The organism is Laspinema palackyanum D2c (assembly GCF_025370875.1).
Classification (GTDB): domain Bacteria; phylum Cyanobacteriota; class Cyanobacteriia; order Cyanobacteriales; family Laspinemataceae; genus Laspinema; species Laspinema palackyanum.
Genome location: NZ_JAMXFD010000025.1, coordinates 23,498 through 45,262, shown reverse-complemented (window position 1 = coordinate 45,262; position 21,765 = coordinate 23,498). Strand labels below are relative to the sequence as shown.

9 protein-coding genes are annotated in these 21,765 nt (G+C 47.4%); 4 read left to right on the top strand and 5 right to left on the bottom strand.

Features of this window, described 5'->3' with window-relative positions:
• Positions 1-15: 15 nt before the first annotated feature.
• Both NG795_RS22220 and NG795_RS22215 read right to left on the bottom strand, forming a co-directional pair.
• On the bottom strand, positions 16-7,806 hold the full coding sequence (locus tag NG795_RS22220) for a glycoside hydrolase family protein (protein WP_367290822.1): 7,791 nt from the start codon (positions 7,804-7,806) through the stop codon (positions 16-18).
• A gap of 179 nt (positions 7,807-7,985) precedes the next feature.
• The gene (locus tag NG795_RS22215) at positions 7,986-8,315 is read right to left on the bottom strand and encodes an NfeD family protein (protein WP_367290821.1); all 330 of its coding nucleotides are present in this window, start codon (positions 8,313-8,315) and stop codon (positions 7,986-7,988) included.
• 568 nt (positions 8,316-8,883) lie between these two features.
• Between NG795_RS22215 and NG795_RS22210 the strand changes: the two genes are divergently transcribed.
• From NG795_RS22210 to NG795_RS22195, 4 genes are read left to right on the top strand one after another with little or no spacing between them, the layout of a single operon-like run.
• On the top strand, positions 8,884-9,495 hold the full coding sequence (locus tag NG795_RS22210; RefSeq protein ID WP_367290820.1) for a hypothetical protein: 612 nt from the start codon (positions 8,884-8,886) through the stop codon (positions 9,493-9,495).
• A 21-nt stretch (positions 9,496-9,516) separates the two neighbouring features.
• Positions 9,517-10,425, top strand: a complete 909-nt coding sequence (locus NG795_RS22205) for a DUF1822 family protein (RefSeq protein WP_367290819.1) — start codon at positions 9,517-9,519, stop codon at positions 10,423-10,425.
• Between the two features lie 33 nt (positions 10,426-10,458).
• Positions 10,459-12,975, top strand: coding sequence for a CHASE2 domain-containing protein (locus NG795_RS22200; RefSeq protein WP_367290818.1), 2,517 nt, complete (start codon positions 10,459-10,461; stop codon positions 12,973-12,975).
• A gap of 24 nt (positions 12,976-12,999) precedes the next feature.
• Positions 13,000-13,878, top strand: coding sequence for a DUF928 domain-containing protein (locus tag NG795_RS22195; protein ID WP_367290817.1), 879 nt, complete (start codon positions 13,000-13,002; stop codon positions 13,876-13,878).
• A gap of 55 nt (positions 13,879-13,933) precedes the next feature.
• Here NG795_RS22195 and NG795_RS22190 read toward each other — a convergent pair whose 3' ends face one another.
• The 3 genes from NG795_RS22190 to NG795_RS22180 form a co-directional block, all read right to left on the bottom strand.
• Positions 13,934-16,585, bottom strand: coding sequence for a CHAT domain-containing protein (locus NG795_RS22190; RefSeq protein WP_367290816.1), 2,652 nt, complete (start codon positions 16,583-16,585; stop codon positions 13,934-13,936).
• Between the two features lie 17 nt (positions 16,586-16,602).
• Complete coding sequence (locus tag NG795_RS22185) at positions 16,603-20,928, bottom strand: two-partner secretion domain-containing protein (protein WP_367290815.1); 4,326 nt, start codon at positions 20,926-20,928, stop codon at positions 16,603-16,605.
• 85 nt (positions 20,929-21,013) lie between these two features.
• Positions 21,014-21,664, bottom strand: a complete 651-nt coding sequence (locus NG795_RS22180; RefSeq protein WP_367290814.1) for a PEP-CTERM sorting domain-containing protein — start codon at positions 21,662-21,664, stop codon at positions 21,014-21,016.
• Positions 21,665-21,765 lie beyond the last annotated feature (101 nt).

Here is a 21,765-nt window from a genome sequence, read left to right as displayed (position 1 = left end):
GGGGATCTCCTCTTTTTACATTTCTTTTAATCCACCTTCAGCCGGAACCCAGTGGGAATCTTTAGATCCCAAACCCTTGGTATCTATTGATTCAATTTTGGCTTCCCAGTCAGAACCCATACCTGGAGTATCTATATACCAAAATTTACCATTAGAATTTATGTCGTCAAGCCCAAAGTATTGACTTACCGATCCATTCTTGTTTTTCAGCATATTTTCCCAAAGATTTTTGATAGCTCCATGTCCTTCATTGACATTGGCAAAATCGAAATCTACCTTAAAGGACTCATGAGCTGTCTTAGCCTGCTCTGCATTATCAGTTGTTGAATTGTGATAAAATCCCCAAGACCACTGAGAATATTTACTAAAATCCACATTTGGGCGGTTTGGATATCCTCCAGTAGTTGTTGAAGCAGGAGCCAATGCAACCAATTTACTTATACCTCCAAGTTCCTCAGAAATTTCATAAGAAACATAGGCTCCAAGGCTGTGTCCCACCAGATTTAAGTTGCTCCCTGAGATTCCCCAAGATTTAAGAGTGTTCGCAGTAAATTTAGCAACTGTCTCAATCCAACTTGAGGCATCATGGAGGTTATCCACAAACCCCTTCAATTTATTGTCACCACTCGTCCTGGCTGCATCCCAGTCTAGGGTAAGAACTTGATCTCCAACCTGATATCCATCGTATTCCTCAATAGCACTGGCTAGGTTTTTGAACTGTCCAGCTTCACCATCCCACCCATGTATAACAACCCAAGTGTTCTGATTTTCAATGTAGCCGGGGCTATTGGTACGCTCAAAAATGATATAGCGGTTATCTCCTCCAGTTGTTTGGCCTATATAGTGCTTATTCCAGTCATTCTCAACCAAGTTGATAGAAAAGCCACTATTAACTTTAGTGGTCACGCCAGATGATTGCTCGACAGATACATCAACAGAATAGTAACCTAGCTGCATATTATCAGTAAGATTGAGTTTTGCCTTAAAGCTACCATCAGTGAAGTAATCTAAAGTCCCACCAATTTTCTGATTCCCGATATAAAACTCTAGTTTTGGTGTACTAGAAGTTCCAGATACCTCAATAGATTGGTTGCGAAACACGACAGAAGAACCATCTTCAGCATTACCGACATAGGAAATTGATAATGTTGGAACAGGTATCACGGGATCTTCTGGAGAATTATAATCAGGGTCTGGGGTAATAACAATATCACCATGTGAATTATCTCCAGTATTCATGTCAGAATTCGGCGGATTACCCCAAATATAAGCACTCGGAACCCACAAGTCTTTCCCCTTAATCTTGAACCAGCGATTGTCTGCTTGTCCTGTCCACATATCGGTGTCAACTTCGCCGTATGTCCAAGCATCAAATTCTAAAAGTTGGCCATTGGGTTCACTCCACTGACTGCGATCACTAAACCGAGGACTATGCCGCAAATTCACGCCGATAGATGGCCCTACAGTGCCCTCGAAATTCGCCCACTTAATATTGCTAGTTGAACTTGGTGTGGAACTCGGAGGAGGGGTTACAGTTGCAGGCGGATTAGCAACTCCCGTATAAATTCCATCTCGGAAGAGGATGCCCTCCTCATTCCGACGTCGCACCAAACCTGGCAACTTAACGCCGCCACCATACACCCACCGGCTCAGTTCATAGGGCACTGCACTGTACTCGCCCGCATTGAGTCGTTCTAATAACGCAGATTGTTGGAGATTTCCTGCACCCAGGTTGAATGTAAAACTCACCAGGGCGTCAAACTGTTGCTGGTTTAGCGGTACTTTAACCAAGCTTTTCACAGCCTGCACCGCTACATTCACATCAGAGCGGAGCAATTCATAGGCACGCTCTTCGCTGAGGCCAGCGCGAAACTCTGCGGGTTCGCTGCCATTACAATTGCCGTAGTGTACCAAATGACCAACTCCAATCGTGCAGTGACCGGCAGGGTCGTTGTACAGATTTAGTCGGAGTCCTTCATGTTGGGCAATAAACCTCAAACCTGCTTCGCTCACTGTATTGGCAGGTGTTCCGGGTGCTGGAGTGGGTGTCACCGGATTACCCGTCCCAGGTTCATAGCTCACTGGCAGATACACCGACATTCCGGGATAAATCTGTTGGGCTTCAGCTTCGCTAAATGTTCCGCCAGTGGGAGTTTTCATAATCTCTCGCCAGCGATTGCCATCGCGGAGTTCTCGTTGGGCAATTTCCCACAGGGTGTCATCTAACTTGACTACATATTGCCGACTTTGCCCCGGTTGTCCTGGAGGCGCATAATTACTGAAATCAGCCAGGGCATTTTCCAGTTGCACAAAGCGCAAACCATTGTATTGTGCGGGGGTCAAAATACGATCGCCAATACCCTGACCCGCCCAGTTCGACTCAGAAATCCGAATTCGACCATCGGGGTAAACTTCTTCTAAGAAAGCGACGTGGCCGTATTGTGGATGACCATCTTGAACGCCAGGAGGCCAAACCACCAGCCCTCGCGCTCCAGCAGTGGGCGTGGAGGTCACGGGCAGACCTACATTGATCGCATCTTGCTCCCACTCATAAGCATGACCCAGGAACAAGCCGTTCGTCTTAGCCCCAGCAGGTAGCAACCCAGTTTCTAACATCCGACCATAGGCAAACCAAGTACATTGACCTTGGTAATGGTAGGCAAAGGGGTTGACTGACCCCTCACGATAGTTATCGGAAGAGGAGTTAATCGGAACTTGAGGCTGTGGTTGGGGTTGAGGCTGGGGTTGTGGTTGTGGTTGCGGTTGTGGTTGCGGTTGCGGTTGCGTGCTACCTTCTGGAAGGTAGACGACTTGCCCAATTTGGAGATAGAGCGCCTCGGTTTCGGTAAAGGTGCTACCATCAGCTTTTTTAATTTCCCGCCAACGGTTAGCATCGCCCAGTTCTCGCAGGGCGATCGCTGAGAGTGTATCTTCAGACTGAATAATATAAGGACGACCAGAAGGTTGTGGTTGTGGCTGGGGTTGTGGCTGGGGTTGTGGTTGACTATTAATCTCAGTCCGAGTTGGACCATCCCCGTAGACAATGCGGCCATTTTCAAAGTTCTGAACGATAACTCCGTTGCCAATGCCGATTTCGCCACTGGTAGGAAAACCTAATCGTCCGCTCTCCCCACCTTCAGTGCCAAGATAGTAACCACCAATCCCGCCAAATAATGGGAAAATCCCATTCGATGACTTGATAATTGCACCGCCTTGGAAGTTTTGACGCTCACCGCCATTGGTGGAATAACGGTCAGATGTGGGATAACCGAGAATTCCATCGGCACCGGCTACGTCTAGGAACTGATTCCAAAAATCGCTGCCAACCCAGTAGGAATTATCGTTGGCGTTCGATTTCATAATCCCCCCAAGACTTTCAGATCCACCAGCAAAGTCTTGAATGTAGCCGTTACCCCAAGGGTGGACGTTATTCGTGGGCGAACCTAAAGCTGAGGAAGCACCGTTACGCTTAAATGTGTTGATATAGGTCTGATGGGTTGAAGAGCCATCGTAACCCACTGTATTGTTTAAGTTTGGCTGTGACTGTGGCTGTGCGGGTGGCAATAGTGAGGGACGACTCGGCGGATAACCATCAATCCAAATACTGGGAACCCAATAGGTGTTCCCGTTGTACCAAGTCCGGTAGTACAACGCATCCTGTTCACCGCTGACTGGATCGATATTTACACTGCCCCAAGTCCAAGCATCAAAGTCAAGCCAAGTATTCTGGGGAAGAGAATAGGGGCTCCGATCGCTGAAGTTCGGACTATTCCGCAGGTTTACGCCATCTGAGGGCCAAACTCGCAATCGGAAGTTTTCCATTGTCTGGCTGGCACGTTCCCCAGGGGTTACCTTTCCTTCGCCACTCCAACTGTCGGGAATTAGTGTCGGTAATACATCATATTCTTCTCCGGTAGTTGCTTTGGCTAACATCACTGCTGCTGTCATATTCAGCAACCCCGTACCCGTTTCGCTATCCCAATTCGGGTCTTTCAAATCAGTGGCAGTATCCTTGATAATCTCAATGACTTGCCGATAGCTGAGGCTGGGATTGGCTGCCCAAACTTGAGAAATTGCCCCCGTTACTTTGGCGGTGGCAACGGATGTTCCTGCCATCGTGCCAACGCCATCGCCACTGGTGGAAAGTTGGGGAAAGTCAGGGGTTCCGCCGGGAGCCATGATATCCAAACCGCGTCCGTAGCTGGAATATCCACTGCGATCATAGGCTTTGGATAAGGCAATTTCGTCGTTAATTCGTTCTGCTGCACCGACGGTAATAATATTGTCAAACTCCTGGGAAGATTGACCCAAAGCCGACATGACTCCGCCATCATTTCCTGCCGCGACAACTATCATCACGTTATGCTGACGCGCATATTCGATCGCGGCCCGTTCTTGTGGCGTGAATTCATAACGAGTGGTGACGCTACCATCAGGGTTAGTTTGAGTCAGATCTAAGCTGAGGTTAACGACTGCGTTGGGTTGTCCGGACTCCCGTGCTGCATTTACAAACTCAACTAATGATTCTGCCCATTTCCCAGAACCGATCGCCCGTCCTGCCCAAATTGGTGCAGTATTATTGATGCCATCAATACCAATTCCGTTGTTTTGTGTGGCAGCAATGATTCCTAAAGTGTGCGTGCCGTGTTGGTTACCTTCATCCGCGTTTAAGGTTGGGTCGCTATCGCCATCAACGTGATCTTCTCCCCAGGTAATCCGCGAGTAATCGATATCGGGATTATCGGGACTAAATTCGGTATCGATAACGCCGACTAAGGGTTGATTTTTTTTCGGAGGTTCCACCTGTACCTTCACGGGTGCAACGATCGCAGGCGGTAGCGATCGCACGACCATTTCTTCCAGTCGCGACACCAATGCAGTCGTATTGGTACTCACTGACTGAGAATTGTTCTGGTTTTTCAAGCTTTCCGTGAGCGTTTCCAGCCGTTCCACAAGCGCCGGAGTTACTGAAGTTACACCCGAAACCAATGCATCCGTTCCTTGTTTTTTCAGCGTTTGGGTTAGGGTTTCTAACCGAGAAATGAGTTGACTATTGACAGGATTAACAAGTTGTGTGATGGGAGTAATTGCATCAGTATTATCTGAATTTTCAGCAGAATTATCTGCTGTTTGAGAACCAGTTGCGATCGCCTCCTCATTCGTAGCAACAAAATCTGAATTACCACTCTGTGACTCCACATCAGCAGGAGTAATTTTAACAACCGGCGTCTCGCTGGCAGTTTCGGAAGTAGTTTCTACAACTTCTGTGTCATGTGTTGCAGAATTGTCGCTAGAAACTACTTCGGGAGTAGCAGGTAAAATTTCAGTTTCGGAATTATCGGCAGAGTCGGTAGCGACAGGTTGAGGGCTGGATTCCGTCGTTTCGCTAGTCTCGGTTGACGATTCGACTTCGGTTTCGACTTCTTCAACCAAAGTGTTGATTTCTGAATCGTCTTTTTCTGTGGACTCCTCAATGCTTTCAGATTCATCAATAATGAGGTCTGCTGTTACTGATGGTACTTCGGTTGTGGCATCAGTTTCCTCCACTGACGATTCGACTAATTCAGAGGATGAATCTTCAGGGGAATCGGTAACGACTTCCTCGGTTTCCGGTGCGATCGCGGTGTCGGTGTCGGAAACTTCATTTACGGTTTCATTAGGATGGGTGTCGGAAGTATCATCGGCAACAGTATCATCCGAGGCGCTGGAATTGTTGATTTCCTCAGCAACGGTATCATTGGAGGCGATCGCGTCTTCTACTTCATCACCAACAACATCAGAGGCGATCGTATCTTCAATCTCATCGGAGGCGATCGCATCTTCTACTTTAGAATCGGCAATCTCATCTACGGTTTCTTCTGTTTCAGGATTGTTGCCGTCAGCGATGGCATCTTCAATCTCCTCATTAGAGATCGCCTCTTCTCCAGAATCAGTTTCGATATCCGTTTCCTCACCGGCAGTCAAATCTTCCAGTTCGCCAATCAAATCCGATATCGCACTATCAAAATCTGGTGCATCTGGCGTGATGTACGCTTTCACATACTCGATCAACGCCTGTCCCATGTCGGTGTTGCGCCAGTCTTTACCCTCCGCAACCACGTCATCCATTAATGCGGCTTTACCTTTGGCACCTCGTATTTGTAAAACGATATCGTTGTAATCTTTATCCGTACCGCGATCAAAGCGCAAATCTTCCCAGGCAAAAGCACTCCCATCCCCAGTCAAATCGGCAATTTGTCCCGCATGATACGCATCATCCGGGTTAGCGGTGGCAACAGAAAATAACGGACGAATACCACCAGAAGCAGTAGGATTATCTATCACCTGCTGCACCATCCCATTTGGCACCAACATCAGGAAAAACTCATCCCCCGGACGCATCATAAAGGTTTTTACGCCTTCGTATGTGCCGAAATTATAGTTGCCTTCACCCAAGCGACCCGTAAATTTGGCACCTTCACTGATATCATTAATAACAATATGTCCGAGTTCGCTCTTGCTGGCAGCGCGAGTTGCCGCTTCTCGGATAAATTCAACGGAGTTCGGATCTAATCCCTCCATTCCGGATAAACTGACGATCGCCACTTGAGATCTAAACGCACCACCATCAAACAGGAAGTCGATACTAACCTCACCCCTTGCATCTACTTTGAAGATACCAATGTCGAAGTTAATTTTAGGAGTGGCGATCGCTTCATCCAGAACGACATCTGCGCTATCTTCCGCTGCATCATCTGTGGCAGTAGCATCGTCAGCAGCGTTGTCTTCCGTTTCGCCGGTTACATCTGTCTCAATTTCTTCATCGCCGCTGTCAGCAATTTCTGCTGTCTCTCCCACAGTATTATTTTCACCGGCAGTATCGTCGGTAGAGGTTAACTCAGAAGAGGTTTCTTCATCAGGGTCTTGAGTGATGTCATTTTCCGTGCGATCGCTTTCCTCGTCATCCACATCTTCAGCGGTAGTTTCTTCTTCCCCCACGCGATCAGAAACTGTTTCATCGGTTGCCGTTATTTCATCTGCCTCGGTTTGGGAATCGCCAGCATCATCGCTTGCAACTTCTGCATCCTCGTCCATTTCACCCGTTACTGAGGCAGTATTGTCACCCACCTCTATATCTGACTCACCCGTGGTCTCGGAAAAGGAATCATCACCGAGAATCTCATCCGTCTCTTCTGTCACTGTGGCATCAGTCGAATGGGCAGTATCATCCGTTGTAACTTCTGCCTCCTCCTCGGTTGCCTCATCCGTTTCACTCGTCACGGAAAGGGAATCATTATCAGCAATCTCATCCCCCTCGTCCGTCACCCCATTCTCATCATCGGATTCTACCGACGAAGTGGTTTCCCGATCAGTATCACCGTCAACGGGTTCGTCTACGCTACTATCATTCTCCTCATCCACACCCTCGCTATCCACAGTAGTTTCTGATGGGACTTCCTCCTCTACTGCTGCACTTGGACGGGGATTAACCAATGGATCTGTTTCATCCGGTAGTGGATTTGCCTCTTCCTTAAGGGGTTCTTTTGTCAGTGGATCTACATCAGACTCAACGGTTGATGCTTCTACTTTTCCACTCGAAATGGAAGTCGTAGAAGTTCCAAGCTCATCCGATTTAATCCCCGTTGAATACAAGTTTGGATTGGAAACTAAGTCCTTATCAAAACCACTATTTTGGGGTAATTTGTCTTCCGGTTCATACCCACCGCTACTTGGAGGCATGGACAGCGGGTCTTTTTCGAGTCCTTTCAACAGCGGATCGATTCCAAAAGTTTCTTGGGTGTTGGTATATGCACCGTCTAAAGGCATGATGGTTATCCTCTTTAGGGTTGAGAGAATGGGTAAACGTATGTGAACAGTTGCTTTGAGAAAACAGGAAGACTAATTTTCCCGGCTATAGGTTTATTAGGAGCGATTGCGGTAAATTATGCACGGCGATCGCCTCAAAAAAAGCTGCATGGGTTGATACTGGCGAACGCTATAAGCCTTCAACTTACAGACTCGACCATCGTTTTTATAAAAGATTCCGGTTCCACTAATAAAGTGATATTATGACGACCCACTACATAAACCGTTTCGCCGGGAGCCAGGGTGATTGGGCGATCGCAACGAGCAGGCCACCAAGAACCGCCAAAATAAACTCGCCCAACTTTTCGCGGGAGAATTGCTTCATCAACAATTGCTTCTCGCTCCACTGAAGTCAAAAACTCAGGGTTTGGCGTTGCATAATAACGACCCGTTTCCGAATGATTCTTGGAAAACAAGAGCCTAACAATGGCAACCAACCAATTTTTTCGGTGCACAGAAGCTGATGACATAAACTTCGGTCTCCCTAATACCAGCAATTGTTGAAAGTTGGCGAGCAATCAAAAGCAGTTGTTTGGTGCCTTCACCTAAATCTCTCTGAGCTATCCCGGGATTTTTACGGTTCAGTGCCGAGATTTTTACAAAACTTTACATAAAGTTTTTCATCTCTTGCAAAACAACAGAGGTGTACGGGGTTCAGTTTGGAGTCAGGGTGCGATCGCCTGTTTCCTCTTTGGCGGTTAACAGTCGATTGCAGGAGCGGATAAGCACCTCTGCCTTAATCTTTGCTCTCGGTCTTGACTTGGCTTTTTTACGGGTTCTTCTGAAGATTGTTGCAAAACTTTACATTCAATTTCCTGAGTTCTTCCGTTGTGGAGAAGCCTCTTGCTTTGTGGCGACTGAATCCCGGCTTTTTTATTTGTACTCTCTTGGCAATCCGCAACAACAAAGGGGGATGATTGAGGCTGAATTGCTAAAATGTAAATTTTTGTAAACAAATCCGAGATAATCCGTAAAAACCCTTAATTCGTTCAGAGAAATAGGTAAAGCAAGGCAAATAGAGTGCATTGAGATTGAGTCATGGACGAGGCAATCCAAAATTTGGCGATGGAGGCGAAGCGGCATCCTCCCCGGAGTAAAGAGCGACAGTTAGCTTTAACGAAGCTGATTGAGGCGATCGCACACTCGGGGAAACTGTGCCGTCCGCGCCAAGGGCAATTTTCCCATGTCTATGAAGATATTTATGCCGAGGCGCTATCCCAACTGTGGCTTTTTGTCTGCGAACAGATCGAGCGCTACGATCCGGACAAAGCCTCGTTTATCCATTGGCTCAATTACCTACTGAAAAAGCGATTTATCGTGGAAGCAATCAAAACCGTAGTTGGGAACCAGGATATAATGATTACTTCTTCTGATGAGATCGAGCAGATTCCCCAAGACGAAGCGGAGCCTTTCACCTCGGATCTCCTACGGCAATATATCTTCGAGGATCCAGAAAACCGATTAAAACAGAAGCGCCTCAAAAATCATGCAACTTTCACATTTCAAACCTTGCTCAAATGGCGAATGGAAGGGAGAAAGTGGAAAGACATATCAGCGCAAACTGGGGTAAAAATAGCGACTCTTAGCGATTTTTACCAACGGGAATTGAAGCAAGTTAATTCCCTTTTAAAAGATTACTTGAATAGCTAAAATTTATCCAGGAAATTAAACATGATGACTAGCATCCATCGAAACCAATTAACATTTACCATACCGCTCACCCGCTCCTGGCAGGACATCGCCCGGAAATTTAGTCGCCAGCAATCCAATCCAGCAAAGGCAGAACGGGTTTATCACAATACTTTAGCTGTGTTAGCGGTAAACTTCTACTGCAAGTGCATGGGAATTACAACGGATCTAGAAGAAAGTGACAGTTGGGATCCGGTGATGCAAACTCTATCGGATGTGGCCGATTTACAACTTAAAAATATCGGAAAAATCGAGTGCCGTCCCCTGTCGCTCGGCTCGGAAATTGTAGAGATTCCGGCGGAGGTTTGGGGCGATCGCATTGGTTATGTGGCAGTGCAGTTTAGCGAATCGGCCAGAGAAGCGACATTATACGGATTTATCAAAACCGTAGAGATGGAGGAAATTCCTTTGAGTCAATTTCAAACCCTGGAAAATTTCCTAGATTATATCCATCAACTGCAACCGAAACCCGCCATTCAGTTAACCCAATGGCTACATCATATTTTTGAGGCCGGTTGGGATACAGTGGAAGCAATTTTAGGGCAACAAAAAACTGAATTGGTTTTTAACGTTAGACGGCCCAGTGTTAAGCGAGGTAAGGTAATAGAATTAACTCGGGGGGGTGAAACTGTGGCGTTGGTGGTGGGAATGAAGCCCGCACAACCGCCAGAAATGGACATCTGGATTGAAGTCTATCCCACTGATGAACGAGTGTATCTTCCCCCAAGTTTAAACCTAATGATACTGGATGCAGAAGGGGTGGCAGTCATGCAAGCGCAAGCCAGAAATACGAAGAACATTCAACTCAATTTTAGTGGGGAACCCGGGGAACAATTTAGCGTTAAAGTCACGTTGGACGACGTGAGCGTAACGGAAGCTTTTATAATCTGAGTCAAACCGCTGTGATTGTCAGGGGAGGCCATTGTGGGAAAATTAGTTGTCATTAAACTAGATGGCGATTTCCAGCGTCAAGAGGTTCGGGTGATGCTGGAAATCGGATTGGAGGGCGATCGCCCTTGGATCGAGTTACCTGGGAAGCTCCCTCGGTCACCTGAGTTGAGTACACAACTGTATGACTGGGTGGAAAAATATCGCAACATTGGCGAGCCTTCCCGACGAATCAAAACCAAAAAAATTATTTATGATGGGGGGATTGAGAAGCGGATCGAGGAATGTTGCGAAGCCGCTGAAGTCTTGAGCGATCGCTTCAATGATTGGCTAGAATCTCCAGAATTTCGCCACTGCGATCGCCGACTGCGCGAAGAATTAAGCCGGGAGGATGAAATTCGCGTCCTGATTCGCACCGCAGATCGGCAGCTACAGAAACTTCCCTGGCATTTATGGGACTTTTTTGACCGCTATGTTAAAGCTGAACTGGCTCTGAGTCCCCCATCGGTTCAAGGTGTCACTTCATTAAAAGTGCCGAAACAGAAGGTAAAAATTTTAGCTATTCTCGGACATGATGAGGGAATTGAGACAACAGTTGATCGCCAAATTTTGGAAAATTTGCCTCAGGCCGATGTCAATTTTTTAGTCCAACCGCCGTATCGAAAAATTAATGATTCTTTGTGGGAGGAAAATTGGGATATTTTATTTTTTGCCGGTCATAGCGAGAGCGAAAATGAACGGGGGGTCATTTATATCAATGAACGGGAGAAGTTATCTATTGCTGAGTTGAAATATGGATTGAGGAAAGCGGTGAATCGCGGCTTGCAACTAGCGATTTTCAACTCTTGTGATGGATTGGGATTGGCCCAGGAACTGGCGGAGTTACAGATTCCCCAAACGATTGTCATGCGCGAACCCGTCCCCGATCGCGTCGCTCATGAATTTTTGAAGGATTTTCTCCAGGCATTTTCTCAGGGGAAACCATTTTATCTGGCTGTGCGAGAAGCGAGAGAAAAATTGCAAGGGTTAGAAAAAGAATTTCCTTGTGCAACTTGGTTGCCAGTTATCTGTCAAAATCCTGCGGTGAAGCCTCTGAGTTGGACGGATTTAATCGTTCAACCCACACCGGAACCGATTGTGCCAGCACCGCAACCCATTGGACGCTCGCCCTGGCAGATGGTGAGTACGGTATTATTTGTGAGCGTACTGGTGACCAGTTTAGTGATGGGAATGCGATCGCTTGGGGTATTAGAACCACTGGAATTAAAAGCGTTTGATCGCTTGATGCAATTGCGTCCCTCCGAAGGGTTGGATTCACGGATTACGATTGTCAAAATTACCAATAAAGATTTGCCATCACCGGAACAAACCCCCCTCACTTCCCTACCTGATGACAAGCTAGATCGGCTGCTAAAAATTCTCGAACCGTTACAACCCCGTGCGATCGCCTTGAATCTCTATCGTGATTTTCCGGTGAATGTCAATTATCCCGAATTAGCTGCCAAACTACAGCAAAATTCTAGTTTTATTGCCCTTTGCGCGGTGGGCAGCCACACGCCAGATAAACCCAGCATCGCACCACCCAATGAAGTTTCCGAAAAACTACGTCTTGGATTTGGAGATATTTTACCGGATGATGATAGGGTTCTACGTCGGTATATTTTAGCCATGTCTCCTAGCAATTCTCTTTGCCAAACGGATAAATCCTTTAGTCTTCAAGTAGCACGACATTACCTCCAAGCAGAAGGTATCAAACTAAAATTAACGCAACAGGAGTATTTTCAACTAGGACGGGTGGTTTTTCAAACCCTGGAAAAAGATAGTGGAGGCTATCATGAGTTAGATAGTCGCGGACATCAAATTTTGCTGAATTATAGAGCCGGGGGAAAAGTCGCAGAGGAATTAGAGCTATGGGATATTTTACAAGGGAGAATAGACCCCGACTTAATTCGCGATCGCATTGTATTAATCGGCACTACAGCCAGCCGCATTACCAATCTACCGACACCGATCGCTTACGCTCAAGATATTTCGCGATTGTATGATGCCAATCCGCGTCGTGAGAAAACATTAGAGATGCCGCCCGTGGTGTTTCAAGCTCACGCGATCGCCCAAATCCTGGGTGCGGTTTTAGACAATCGTCCACTATTGGGAGTATGGCCGAAATGGGGAGAAATGCTGTGGATTTGGGGCTGGTCTATAGCAGGCGGTTTGGTGGCGTTTTACTTGCGTTCCGGATGGCATTTGGGAACAGTTTTTGGTGCTGGACTCGGGAGTTTATTGGCGATCAGCTTTGTGTTTTTAGTAAAAGGGGGATGGTGGGTGCCTCTAGTGCCTTCAGCGCTCGGATTTGTCGCTTCGGGCGGTAGCATGGCGGTGTTACTACGGTTGGGAATCCAAGGAGGAATCGCGATCGCATCTTTATCAGGGCTTTCCTTTTTACTTTTGATAGGGGGTACTTGGGTGCCGTTAGTTCCATCGTTGTTAGCATTGATATCCAGCGGCGGTATAGTCTTATTTTACCATCGATTTATTCTTAATAAAAAGTATTAAAAAAATCAAACCAACTAACCAATTATGAGTCAAAAATTTGAAATAAATAACAGCATTCAGATTTGGGTGATGGTGGCCTGTTTAATGGCCGCTTTGAGCTATTGGGTACTGCCGGGAAAGGGACAGAACCCACCCTCCTTTAATCCGTTGCGCTTTATTCCGCGAGAGGTATATAATGAAGATACTTCCAATGGTTCGGGTGAGGGAAAACCGGGAGATACAGAACCGGGTGGGGGAACTCGTCCGAGTAATCTCGAAGGCAGTTTATGTCCAGAGGAAGTGAAAAAACCATTAAAAGCTTTAGTGCCTTCGCGAATCGTGATGGAGCAGGCCGAAAGTGGCGATCGCCGGGTGGAATATGTGGAAGAATATACGGTGTCTGATTCTCCCACATTCTGGTTTTTCGTGCCCTATCACGCTCCACTCCAGGCGGAATTTGCCTTAGTCAATGAAAATGCAGAAGAACTTTATAGTACCACGATCACGTTACCGGAAAATCCGGGAATAATTGGGATTGGAATTCCCGCAGTTGCTACGGATAAACTGCTAGAATTAGGGAAATATTATCGGTGGCAACTGACAATTGTCTGCTATCCCGATCGCCCCTCTTTAAACAATTTGTTTGTTCAGGGTTGGGTGCAACAGGTAACGCCTTCACAACAAATCAGTCAGTGGCAGGGGATAAATCGGCAAGAAATCCCCTATGAGACACTCCGCCAAGCAGTTGCGGGGTATGCCACTGAGGGAATTTGGTATGATGCGCTGACGCTATTGGGCGATCGGCGGTTACAAAATCCATCGAATAGTGAGATCGCCGGAGATTGGCAAAGTTTGTTAAACTCAGTTAACTTGGGTGATTTTGCCGATGAAGCGATTGTCGAGCGTTATGTGATAGAACCCTGATCGCATCCGCCTGATGGCAGGAATGGGGGACTTTTAACTCCCTCCTCAATCGGGACTATAACCAATTGCCAACCAACACAAACGATCCCCAATAATAAGGCGCTCTTTTATTGATAAATTCCTTGCGGATATCATCTTGTGCCAAACGCAGCGCTTCTGCTTTGCTGAGTGCGCGAGGGTCATTCAAATAATAATAAAATCGATTCATTAAAAGGGCGCTAGTTTCATCGTCGATATACCACAGGGAGGCAACGGTACTCCGGGCACCCGATCGCACGGCAACTCCAGCTAGTCCCAACACTGCGCGATCGTCTCCATCTGCGGTTTTACAAGCACTCAATACTAACAGTTCGATGGGACTGGGTTGATTTTCCGTTTGTTGGGTGAAAATCGTGCTTAATTCATCCAGATTGATCCGTCCATCCCATGCTTCAATTCCCGTTTTTTCGAGTTGGGAACTAAATTCGCCATGAGTAGCAAGGTGAACGATCGCAAACGAGCGCGAATTGATCTGATTTTCCAAGGTTTCTTTTTTAAATTTTTGGTTTCGCAGTTGGCGACTTGAACTCACAGAGTTTTCAACCAGGTTGAGTTCTCGATCTGCGTATTCGAGTGCTGGCAATCCGCGCAAGGGTTCGGTAATTCCAGCTAATAGTGCGGTTAAAGATTGCTGGGAGAGGGGTTGGGGATCTTTTAATTCTAGACCGAGATTGAGGGCGACTGCATATTTCTGGACGACATATTCTCCCTTACTGTTAGATAGCGCTGCCATCGGAATATTCCGCAATCGACCCTCTAGCACAAACACCAAAGTTTTAATGGGGTTTACCTCAGAATTAGATGCAGTTTCAATCGGTTGAATTAACCAGTTATAAACCTCGGGCAATAGCTGTTTCGCCTCAGTAGAAACAAAGCGTTCTTCTAATTCTGTTCTGAGGGTATCTAGTTTCTGATCGACGTCCTGCCGCGAAATCTCTGTCTGGAAATAGAGCAAGTCGGAGGCACCGGGACGTTTAACGATAACGGCTAATCGTTGGGGTAAAATGATCGGATAAATAATGGCTGCCTGATGTTCCTCTGCAAGGAGATCCAGTTCGACGGGGGTTTCAGTTTGCAAGCTGCACCGCAAAAAGTTCTCTAATTCTGCCAGTTGCAAATCAGCGATCGCCTGTCGGGCTTTTTCTAAGTTTTCGGGGCTGGGATTTTCCTTTTGCAATAGCAAGTCTACAAATTCTCGATACAGGGGGTCGATTTGTTTCTGAAAGGATAGCTGAATATCTGGATTAATTCCCGTTAAATCTTTGCGAACTAATTTTAAACTCGCAATGGCCGCATCATAAAATTGCAAAGCGCTGGAATTTTCCTGGGTTTTCTGTTGAATTCTTGCCATCTGCCATTGCCACTGATAAGCAATTTCTGGAGCGTCTTTAGCTAAAGCGATCGCATCCGTGGTGAGTTGTTGCGCCTGTAACCAATCTTCCTTTTGTTCGGACAACCAAGCGCGATTTCCCAAGGCGTGAGAGCGCAGTCTGTCATCGCCTAGTTCTTGAGCTTGTTGTTCGGCAATTTTTAATAATTCCTCGATTTGGGCCAAATCGTAGCGATTGCTTTGATTTCTCAGGTCCCAAAGACTGCGGGCGAAATTAATGCGGGCGTAAACTGCGATCGCGCTGGTGGGTAGATCGTCGAGTTCAGATTGAATTTGTGTGATAATCGGTGAGGCTGTTGCTATTTGATCTACTTCAATAGTCAGACTCAGTTGATTGAGGTACGCTTGCAGACGAGTGGCTGGAGAACTAGCGGCGATCGCCGCTTGGTTGTAGAATGCCAAAGCATGGGTAAAATCTTCTTGGGCACGAGTAGTATTCCCTAAATTCAGTAAAGATAAACTTATCTCTTGAGGTGATTGTAGGGTTTCAGTCACTTGCAAACTCTGTTCCAAAATTTGCTGTGATCGCTCCAAGTAACCAAAGGATCGCAGCAGGTTTCCCAAACTTCGGAGTGCCATTGCTTTGATAGCGGAATTGGGTTGTTGCTGTAAACTGAGGAGAAATTCATCTAAATTTGACTTTTTCGACGTTGACTCTGGATCGGGCGACTGAACTAAGGATTCGCAAGTCAACCTCTCTACCTCTAAAACTTCAAAAATAGTATTGCAAGCCGCTCGTGAAAATCCCATCGATTCCAAGGCTTTTGCTTGATTCATCAAGCTACCTCTAACTCCTTCGCGATCGCCTGATTTTTGATAAGCCATTTCGGCCTGTTTCCAGGTTTCCAAAGCGGCTTCAGCTTGTCCTTGCGCTAATTGTAAATTTCCTTGCGCGTTCAGGGTTTGCGCCAGCACAGACAGGGGAACATTAGCTGTATTTTCTAATAAACTTAGACTGGTGGCGATCGCCTCCGTTGCTTCCGGCCATTGTCCTAATTTTTGATAGACTAACGACAGATAACTTAAACTGACGGCGCGCTCGACAACTGCTTCGAGATCGCCAAACATCGCTTCTGCCTGTTTTAACAGTTGTGCCGCTTCTAAAAATTCCCCATTCTGATAAGCAGTACGAGCGCGTTCCAATAACGATTCTGGCTCAATAGATTGAGCGAGTGCCGGGTGAGCATTTTCTTCAAACCCCAATAAACCCTGTCCGATTTGTGCTGACAATACTGGCAGATTCAGACTGAGAATCAGTCCGCAAATCGCCCAAACCATCAACTTAAATTTTAGTGTTAAAATAAATCGGAAACTATGGTAAAATATACCCCGTTTTCTTGCCATGTTTTTTCTCTGGAATCGAGATTTACTAAAGGAATACCCCAATCTACCCGCGCCGTCAAGCGGTTGCCAAACTGCATTCGCAATCCCACCCCCGCAGACAACAATGCATTCTGTTCTGGATTGGGGCGATCATCGCTATTCCAACCCACCCCCGCATCCAAAAATGGTGCAATTTGCACCAACCGTCCCCCCCCAGACACTAAAGGAATTGGTAACCGCAATTCCACCGAAGCTAATGCACCATTATCCGTCAGTAAAGCATCTTGTCGATATCCCCGAATCCGATCTTGACCCCCTAAACCAAACTGTTCAAATGGCAATAAAGCATTTGCCGAAAGTTGCACATCCCCGCGCATTAACAGTAAAGTATTATCGGTCACTCTTCGCACCCACTGCGCCTGACCTCGCCATGCCAAAAAGCGACTATCCGGTTCACTATTATTAACCGTTGCATCAAACCACCCCACTCCCAAACTCAATTGGGAACGCGCTGCAAACACTTGCCGATCTTCGCGCTGCGTCCATTCCTGAAAAAATCGTAAGGCTGAAATCCGCGTTTCTCCCGCATCATTCGCACCCGGAGACAGGGGAAAATCCACGCCTAATAAAGAAGTTTGGCTATCGCGTCTCGAAGCGGTTAAACCCAAGGCAAATTCTTGAAAAACATATTCATCTTCGCTATTTTCTCGCGCTTTTGTCTGAATGGATTGAAAGGGTTGCCGATAAGCAATTTCATACACTTGAGAATCCGCTTCAATCTCCAATTCATCGAATGGTTCTTCCACAATCTTACTATCCCCCCTGCCGTAGTAAAAACTGAGGGTTCCATTACGAGAGTTGAGAGGAATGCCGTAGATTGCATCCCAAGTATTGCTACCATCGGTATGGGTGTAGGCAACCGTTGCCACATCTCCCAATCCCAAAAGATTACTAAAATTTGTTTGCACCGTTTGCCGGAAACTGCCGACACTGGGAGCGCGGTTATTATCTACACTCAATTGCGTTCCCAGCAACGGTTTTTCTTGGACGGTTACGGTTAGTAAATTGGTACCGGGACGCACCCCTGGGGAGAGTTCTGCCGAAATGGTTTCGATATTTTCATCGAGTTGGAGCAATTGCAGCGCGGTGAGTACCCGTTCGGGATGCACGGGTTCTGAAATAATCCGTTCTAACCGTTGTTGAATATAGCTTTTATTGAGTCTGCCATTGGTGCGAACGGCGATATCTTCTAACTGACCCTCGACCACTTGGATAGTGACAACGCCATTTTGGACGATTTGCGGGGGAATGTACGCGCCAGAGGTGAGATAACCGGCATCAAAATAAAGTTGAGCGATCGCCGATCGCGCATCTAAGAGGCGATCAAAGGTGAGGGGTTGCTGGAGAAACGGTTGGGTTGCGGCAGCGAGTTGTTCAGCGGTAAAGACGGTACTACCGATCGCCTCGAACTGTTGCACTTGAACAGTTTGGGAACTGGGTTTGTCCGGGAATGCGGCGATCGCCAGGATGTCCCCAGATGGCGATCGCATTTTCGCTTGTAGGGGCACACAACCTGTGGCGATCGTTGCGCCAATCGCCACCTCACTTGCCAATTGTGGTGCTGTCAGTACCCAGTCACCATTCTCTTTCATTTCCCAATCCCGTGCCTCGATAATGCGATCGCGCTGGGGTAAGGTGCGATTTAGATTGTGTTCCTCAGTTTGACGTTCTCCCGAAATCCCATTCAAGCGCCAATCTTCCCACACCTCATCGCTGGTAAGAGGGTCAGTTGGCGAGGGAGGCAACCCACCGCGTCCCGTTTGCACAAACTCACTTCCCTGACCGAGACGACAGACGGTATCATCAATTAAACGAGCAACATCGACCGTTTCATCTTCCAATTCCACAAACCCTTTGCTGGGATCTACATCGGGAGTGTTGATGCCGATGGTTCCACTCAGGGAGGGGTCGGTGCGGGAAATGGCGGTGATGTCATTGGTGGAGAGGGTATTGGGGTTGAATTGAGTTAAATCTTCGCCGAGTTCGCTTTCTAGTTGTTCCCGCGTCTTCGCCTCCAGTCCTAGGATGACATCCGTAGAAATCGCGATCGCACCCCCAGAACCGTTGAAAGCGTTGGCGGAGATATTGCTATTTTCCAACCCCGCGATCGCTTCAGTATCGATGGTAATATTACCGCCATCGCCAGGATTATCCTGAGTACCTGCAGTGGTGGAAATATTGCTATTTCCGCGTAAGATAATCGTTTCGGCATTGATGCCAATGTTACCGCCTTGTCCGGAAACGGTTTCACCAGTAAGAATTGCAGCATTTTGTAATTCTAGGCGATCGCTATTCACCGTGAGACTGCCTGCATTACCCGTCGCTTCCCCACTCACCGAGAGTTTTGCGCCATCTCGGATCGTGAGTTGACTGCTGGATATTGTTAAATCTCCCGCATTTCCAGATCCTTGAGTTTGAGTGAATGCACCGCTGGGAAATCCATCCGGATTGGTACCACTGAGTTCTACAGAGTCCGACACAATGGAAATACTGCCACCGGGAAACGTGCCAACCGTCCCCGCCGCGATTTGTCCGCCATTACGAACCGTCAAGGATTGCGAGTTAATCGTTAAAAGGCCTCCCTGACCTTGACCTGCGGTACTGGTGGAGATGCTACCGCCATTATCCACCAACAGGCGATCGCTATCTAAGATAATATTTCCCCCGTTTCCGGTTGACTCCTGTGCCACGTCAGCAAAGATCCCGCTACGAAAATCCGCCGTTGTTCCCCTCACTTCCAGCAACTCCGAAGCACTCAACCGGATATCTCCGGCATCTCCCTCTCCGAAAGTAGTGGAACTGATTTGAGCGCCATCGCGAACGATCGCCCGATTTGTTGCGATCGCAATATCTCCGCCATCCCCACTTGATTCGATATCCGCAGTGGAAAATATCCCGGAAGTGCCGACGAGTTCTACCGTTGAAGCGGCGATCTCAATGTTTCCCCCATCTCCCGCGCCAAAAGTGGAAGCACTGACTTGAGCGCCATCTCTGACGGCGATGCGGAAACTGTTGATCTCGATATTGCCGCCATTTCCAGCACCTTCGCTGTTGGTAAAGATCCCGCTATCCAAAGGAGGGGATAATTCTTCCCCTGTAGTCGGGTCAGCGATCGCGCCTGTGGATCCGCTCATTTCAATAAACTCTAAGGCATTCACCCTGACATTTCCGCCATTGCCGGTACTCGGTTGCAATGCCGATGCCGATGCCTGTCCCCCATCTTGGAAAATGACCCGCCGCGCAGTTATGTCTATATTGCCGCCATCCCCTGCACCTGCGGTTTCTGCCAGCAACCCACTGGGAAACCCTTCTAAATTGTTGCCACTGAGTTCCAGAGATTCAGCGGCGCGAATGGTGAGATTGCCTCCTGGCGCTTCGCCAAAGGTGGTGGTTTGCAGTAGGGAACCGTCACGCAGTTCGATGCGCCGACCCTGTAACTGGATATCCCCACCTGCGTCTCCACTGGTATCGATCGCACTGCCTTGGGACAGTTGGATATCTCCATAAGTCACTGTTGATGGTGCTTGTGACAATTCTTCCAGGGGAACCAGAGACAATTCACCGGCGATCGCCGAACTGACTTCGATGCGTCCCGACTCTGCCAATAATGCCGCGCCTTCTAGGAAAACATTTCCCCCTGCCAGGGTTAAAGTTTCACCGGGACTGACTTGCAATACAGCGCCTCCCACTGCAATATCCCCAGGATTGCTGCCATATTGCAATCCAATGGGAGTGCTAATCGTCAGTTGAGGCGGAGTTTGTACATCAGCGCCAAACTGGGTGCCATCAGCAAACGTGAAGCGATCGGCAGTGGTTGCCAAAAACGATCCACCGATATTGAGTTGAGCGTTAGGACCAAAAACGATACCGTTAGGATTTAATAGGAATAGATTGGCGGTTCCATTTGTCGCGAGAACCCCATCAATATTAGAAATCGAAATCCCGGTGATTCGAGTAAAAATATTTTCAATCGTGGGATTGTTATTAAAAAAAGCAGCCGTGTCGGTTGGGATGGAAAATTCTTGGAAACTGTGGAATAAATTGGAGCCAGATGAGGTGCCCCCGTCGATAATTAAAGCATCGCTATCCGGGGTGACAATAGAGTTAACAGGTAAGGTGGCATCCGGGACAATTTGTGCGACGGCAATCGGGGGGAACAAGCAAAGCGCGATCGACAAAATCGCCAATTTCCCGGTAAGGGAGGATCCAGATATCTGCGATCGCTGCCTGTGGCCCATAATTATTGCTCCGTGTGGTTTTTCCCGCCCGGAAAGGAATTATAGACCAAAAGCGGGAAAAATCAAACGAGAGGAACCTCAGATTTCACAGATTTTCACGGATGAGAAGGGATGAGCGCGATCGCATCTGACCCAGTTGGCGTTTGAGCGCTAAACTGACCCCCAGGATTCCCAACACCAGCACCCCGACATAAGACGAAGGTTCTGGAACTGAAGTCACCGGGGAATTTGTCTCGGTTTCCTCAAATGAAATTTCCGTCACCTCAACCACTTGATAGTCTTGCGTAAACAAGCGGTTGAAAATAGTTTCATCGGTTAACGGATTTTCACTCCTAAATCGAATGGGATTGGCCGTATTAATAAACGGATCTAAAATATCATTTTGTGCCAAAACTAAAAAAATGTCGTCCTCCGAAGAGACTTCCTGATGGTTCACCGAGGTTAAATTAATGCCACCAACGGTATTATTGCTGCTAGAAGCCAGAGAGCGCAGTTGCCACCAGTAAACATCATCCGGTTGTTGACCGAACAGATTGGTAAAATTTTCATCCGGGTCGATCCACCACTGACTACGGGTAAAAGTGGAACTCCGTCCCCAGATAAAAGGAAGGGAAATCGCCTCAGCATTGCTATTCGTCGTCGATTGAATGGAGAGGAACCCACCACTCAAACTTTCGATTTTATGACCGTAAATGTCTTGCGGTTCGCGGTGTTCCAGATGCCAAAAATAACTCATGGTTCAGTTGCTCCTTTGCGTTTAGCACGGTTTGTCTGTTTTTCTCTCTGCACTGCCAAGGCATTTTTACGGCCAATGGCAAAATTTGTCATAAAAGTTTA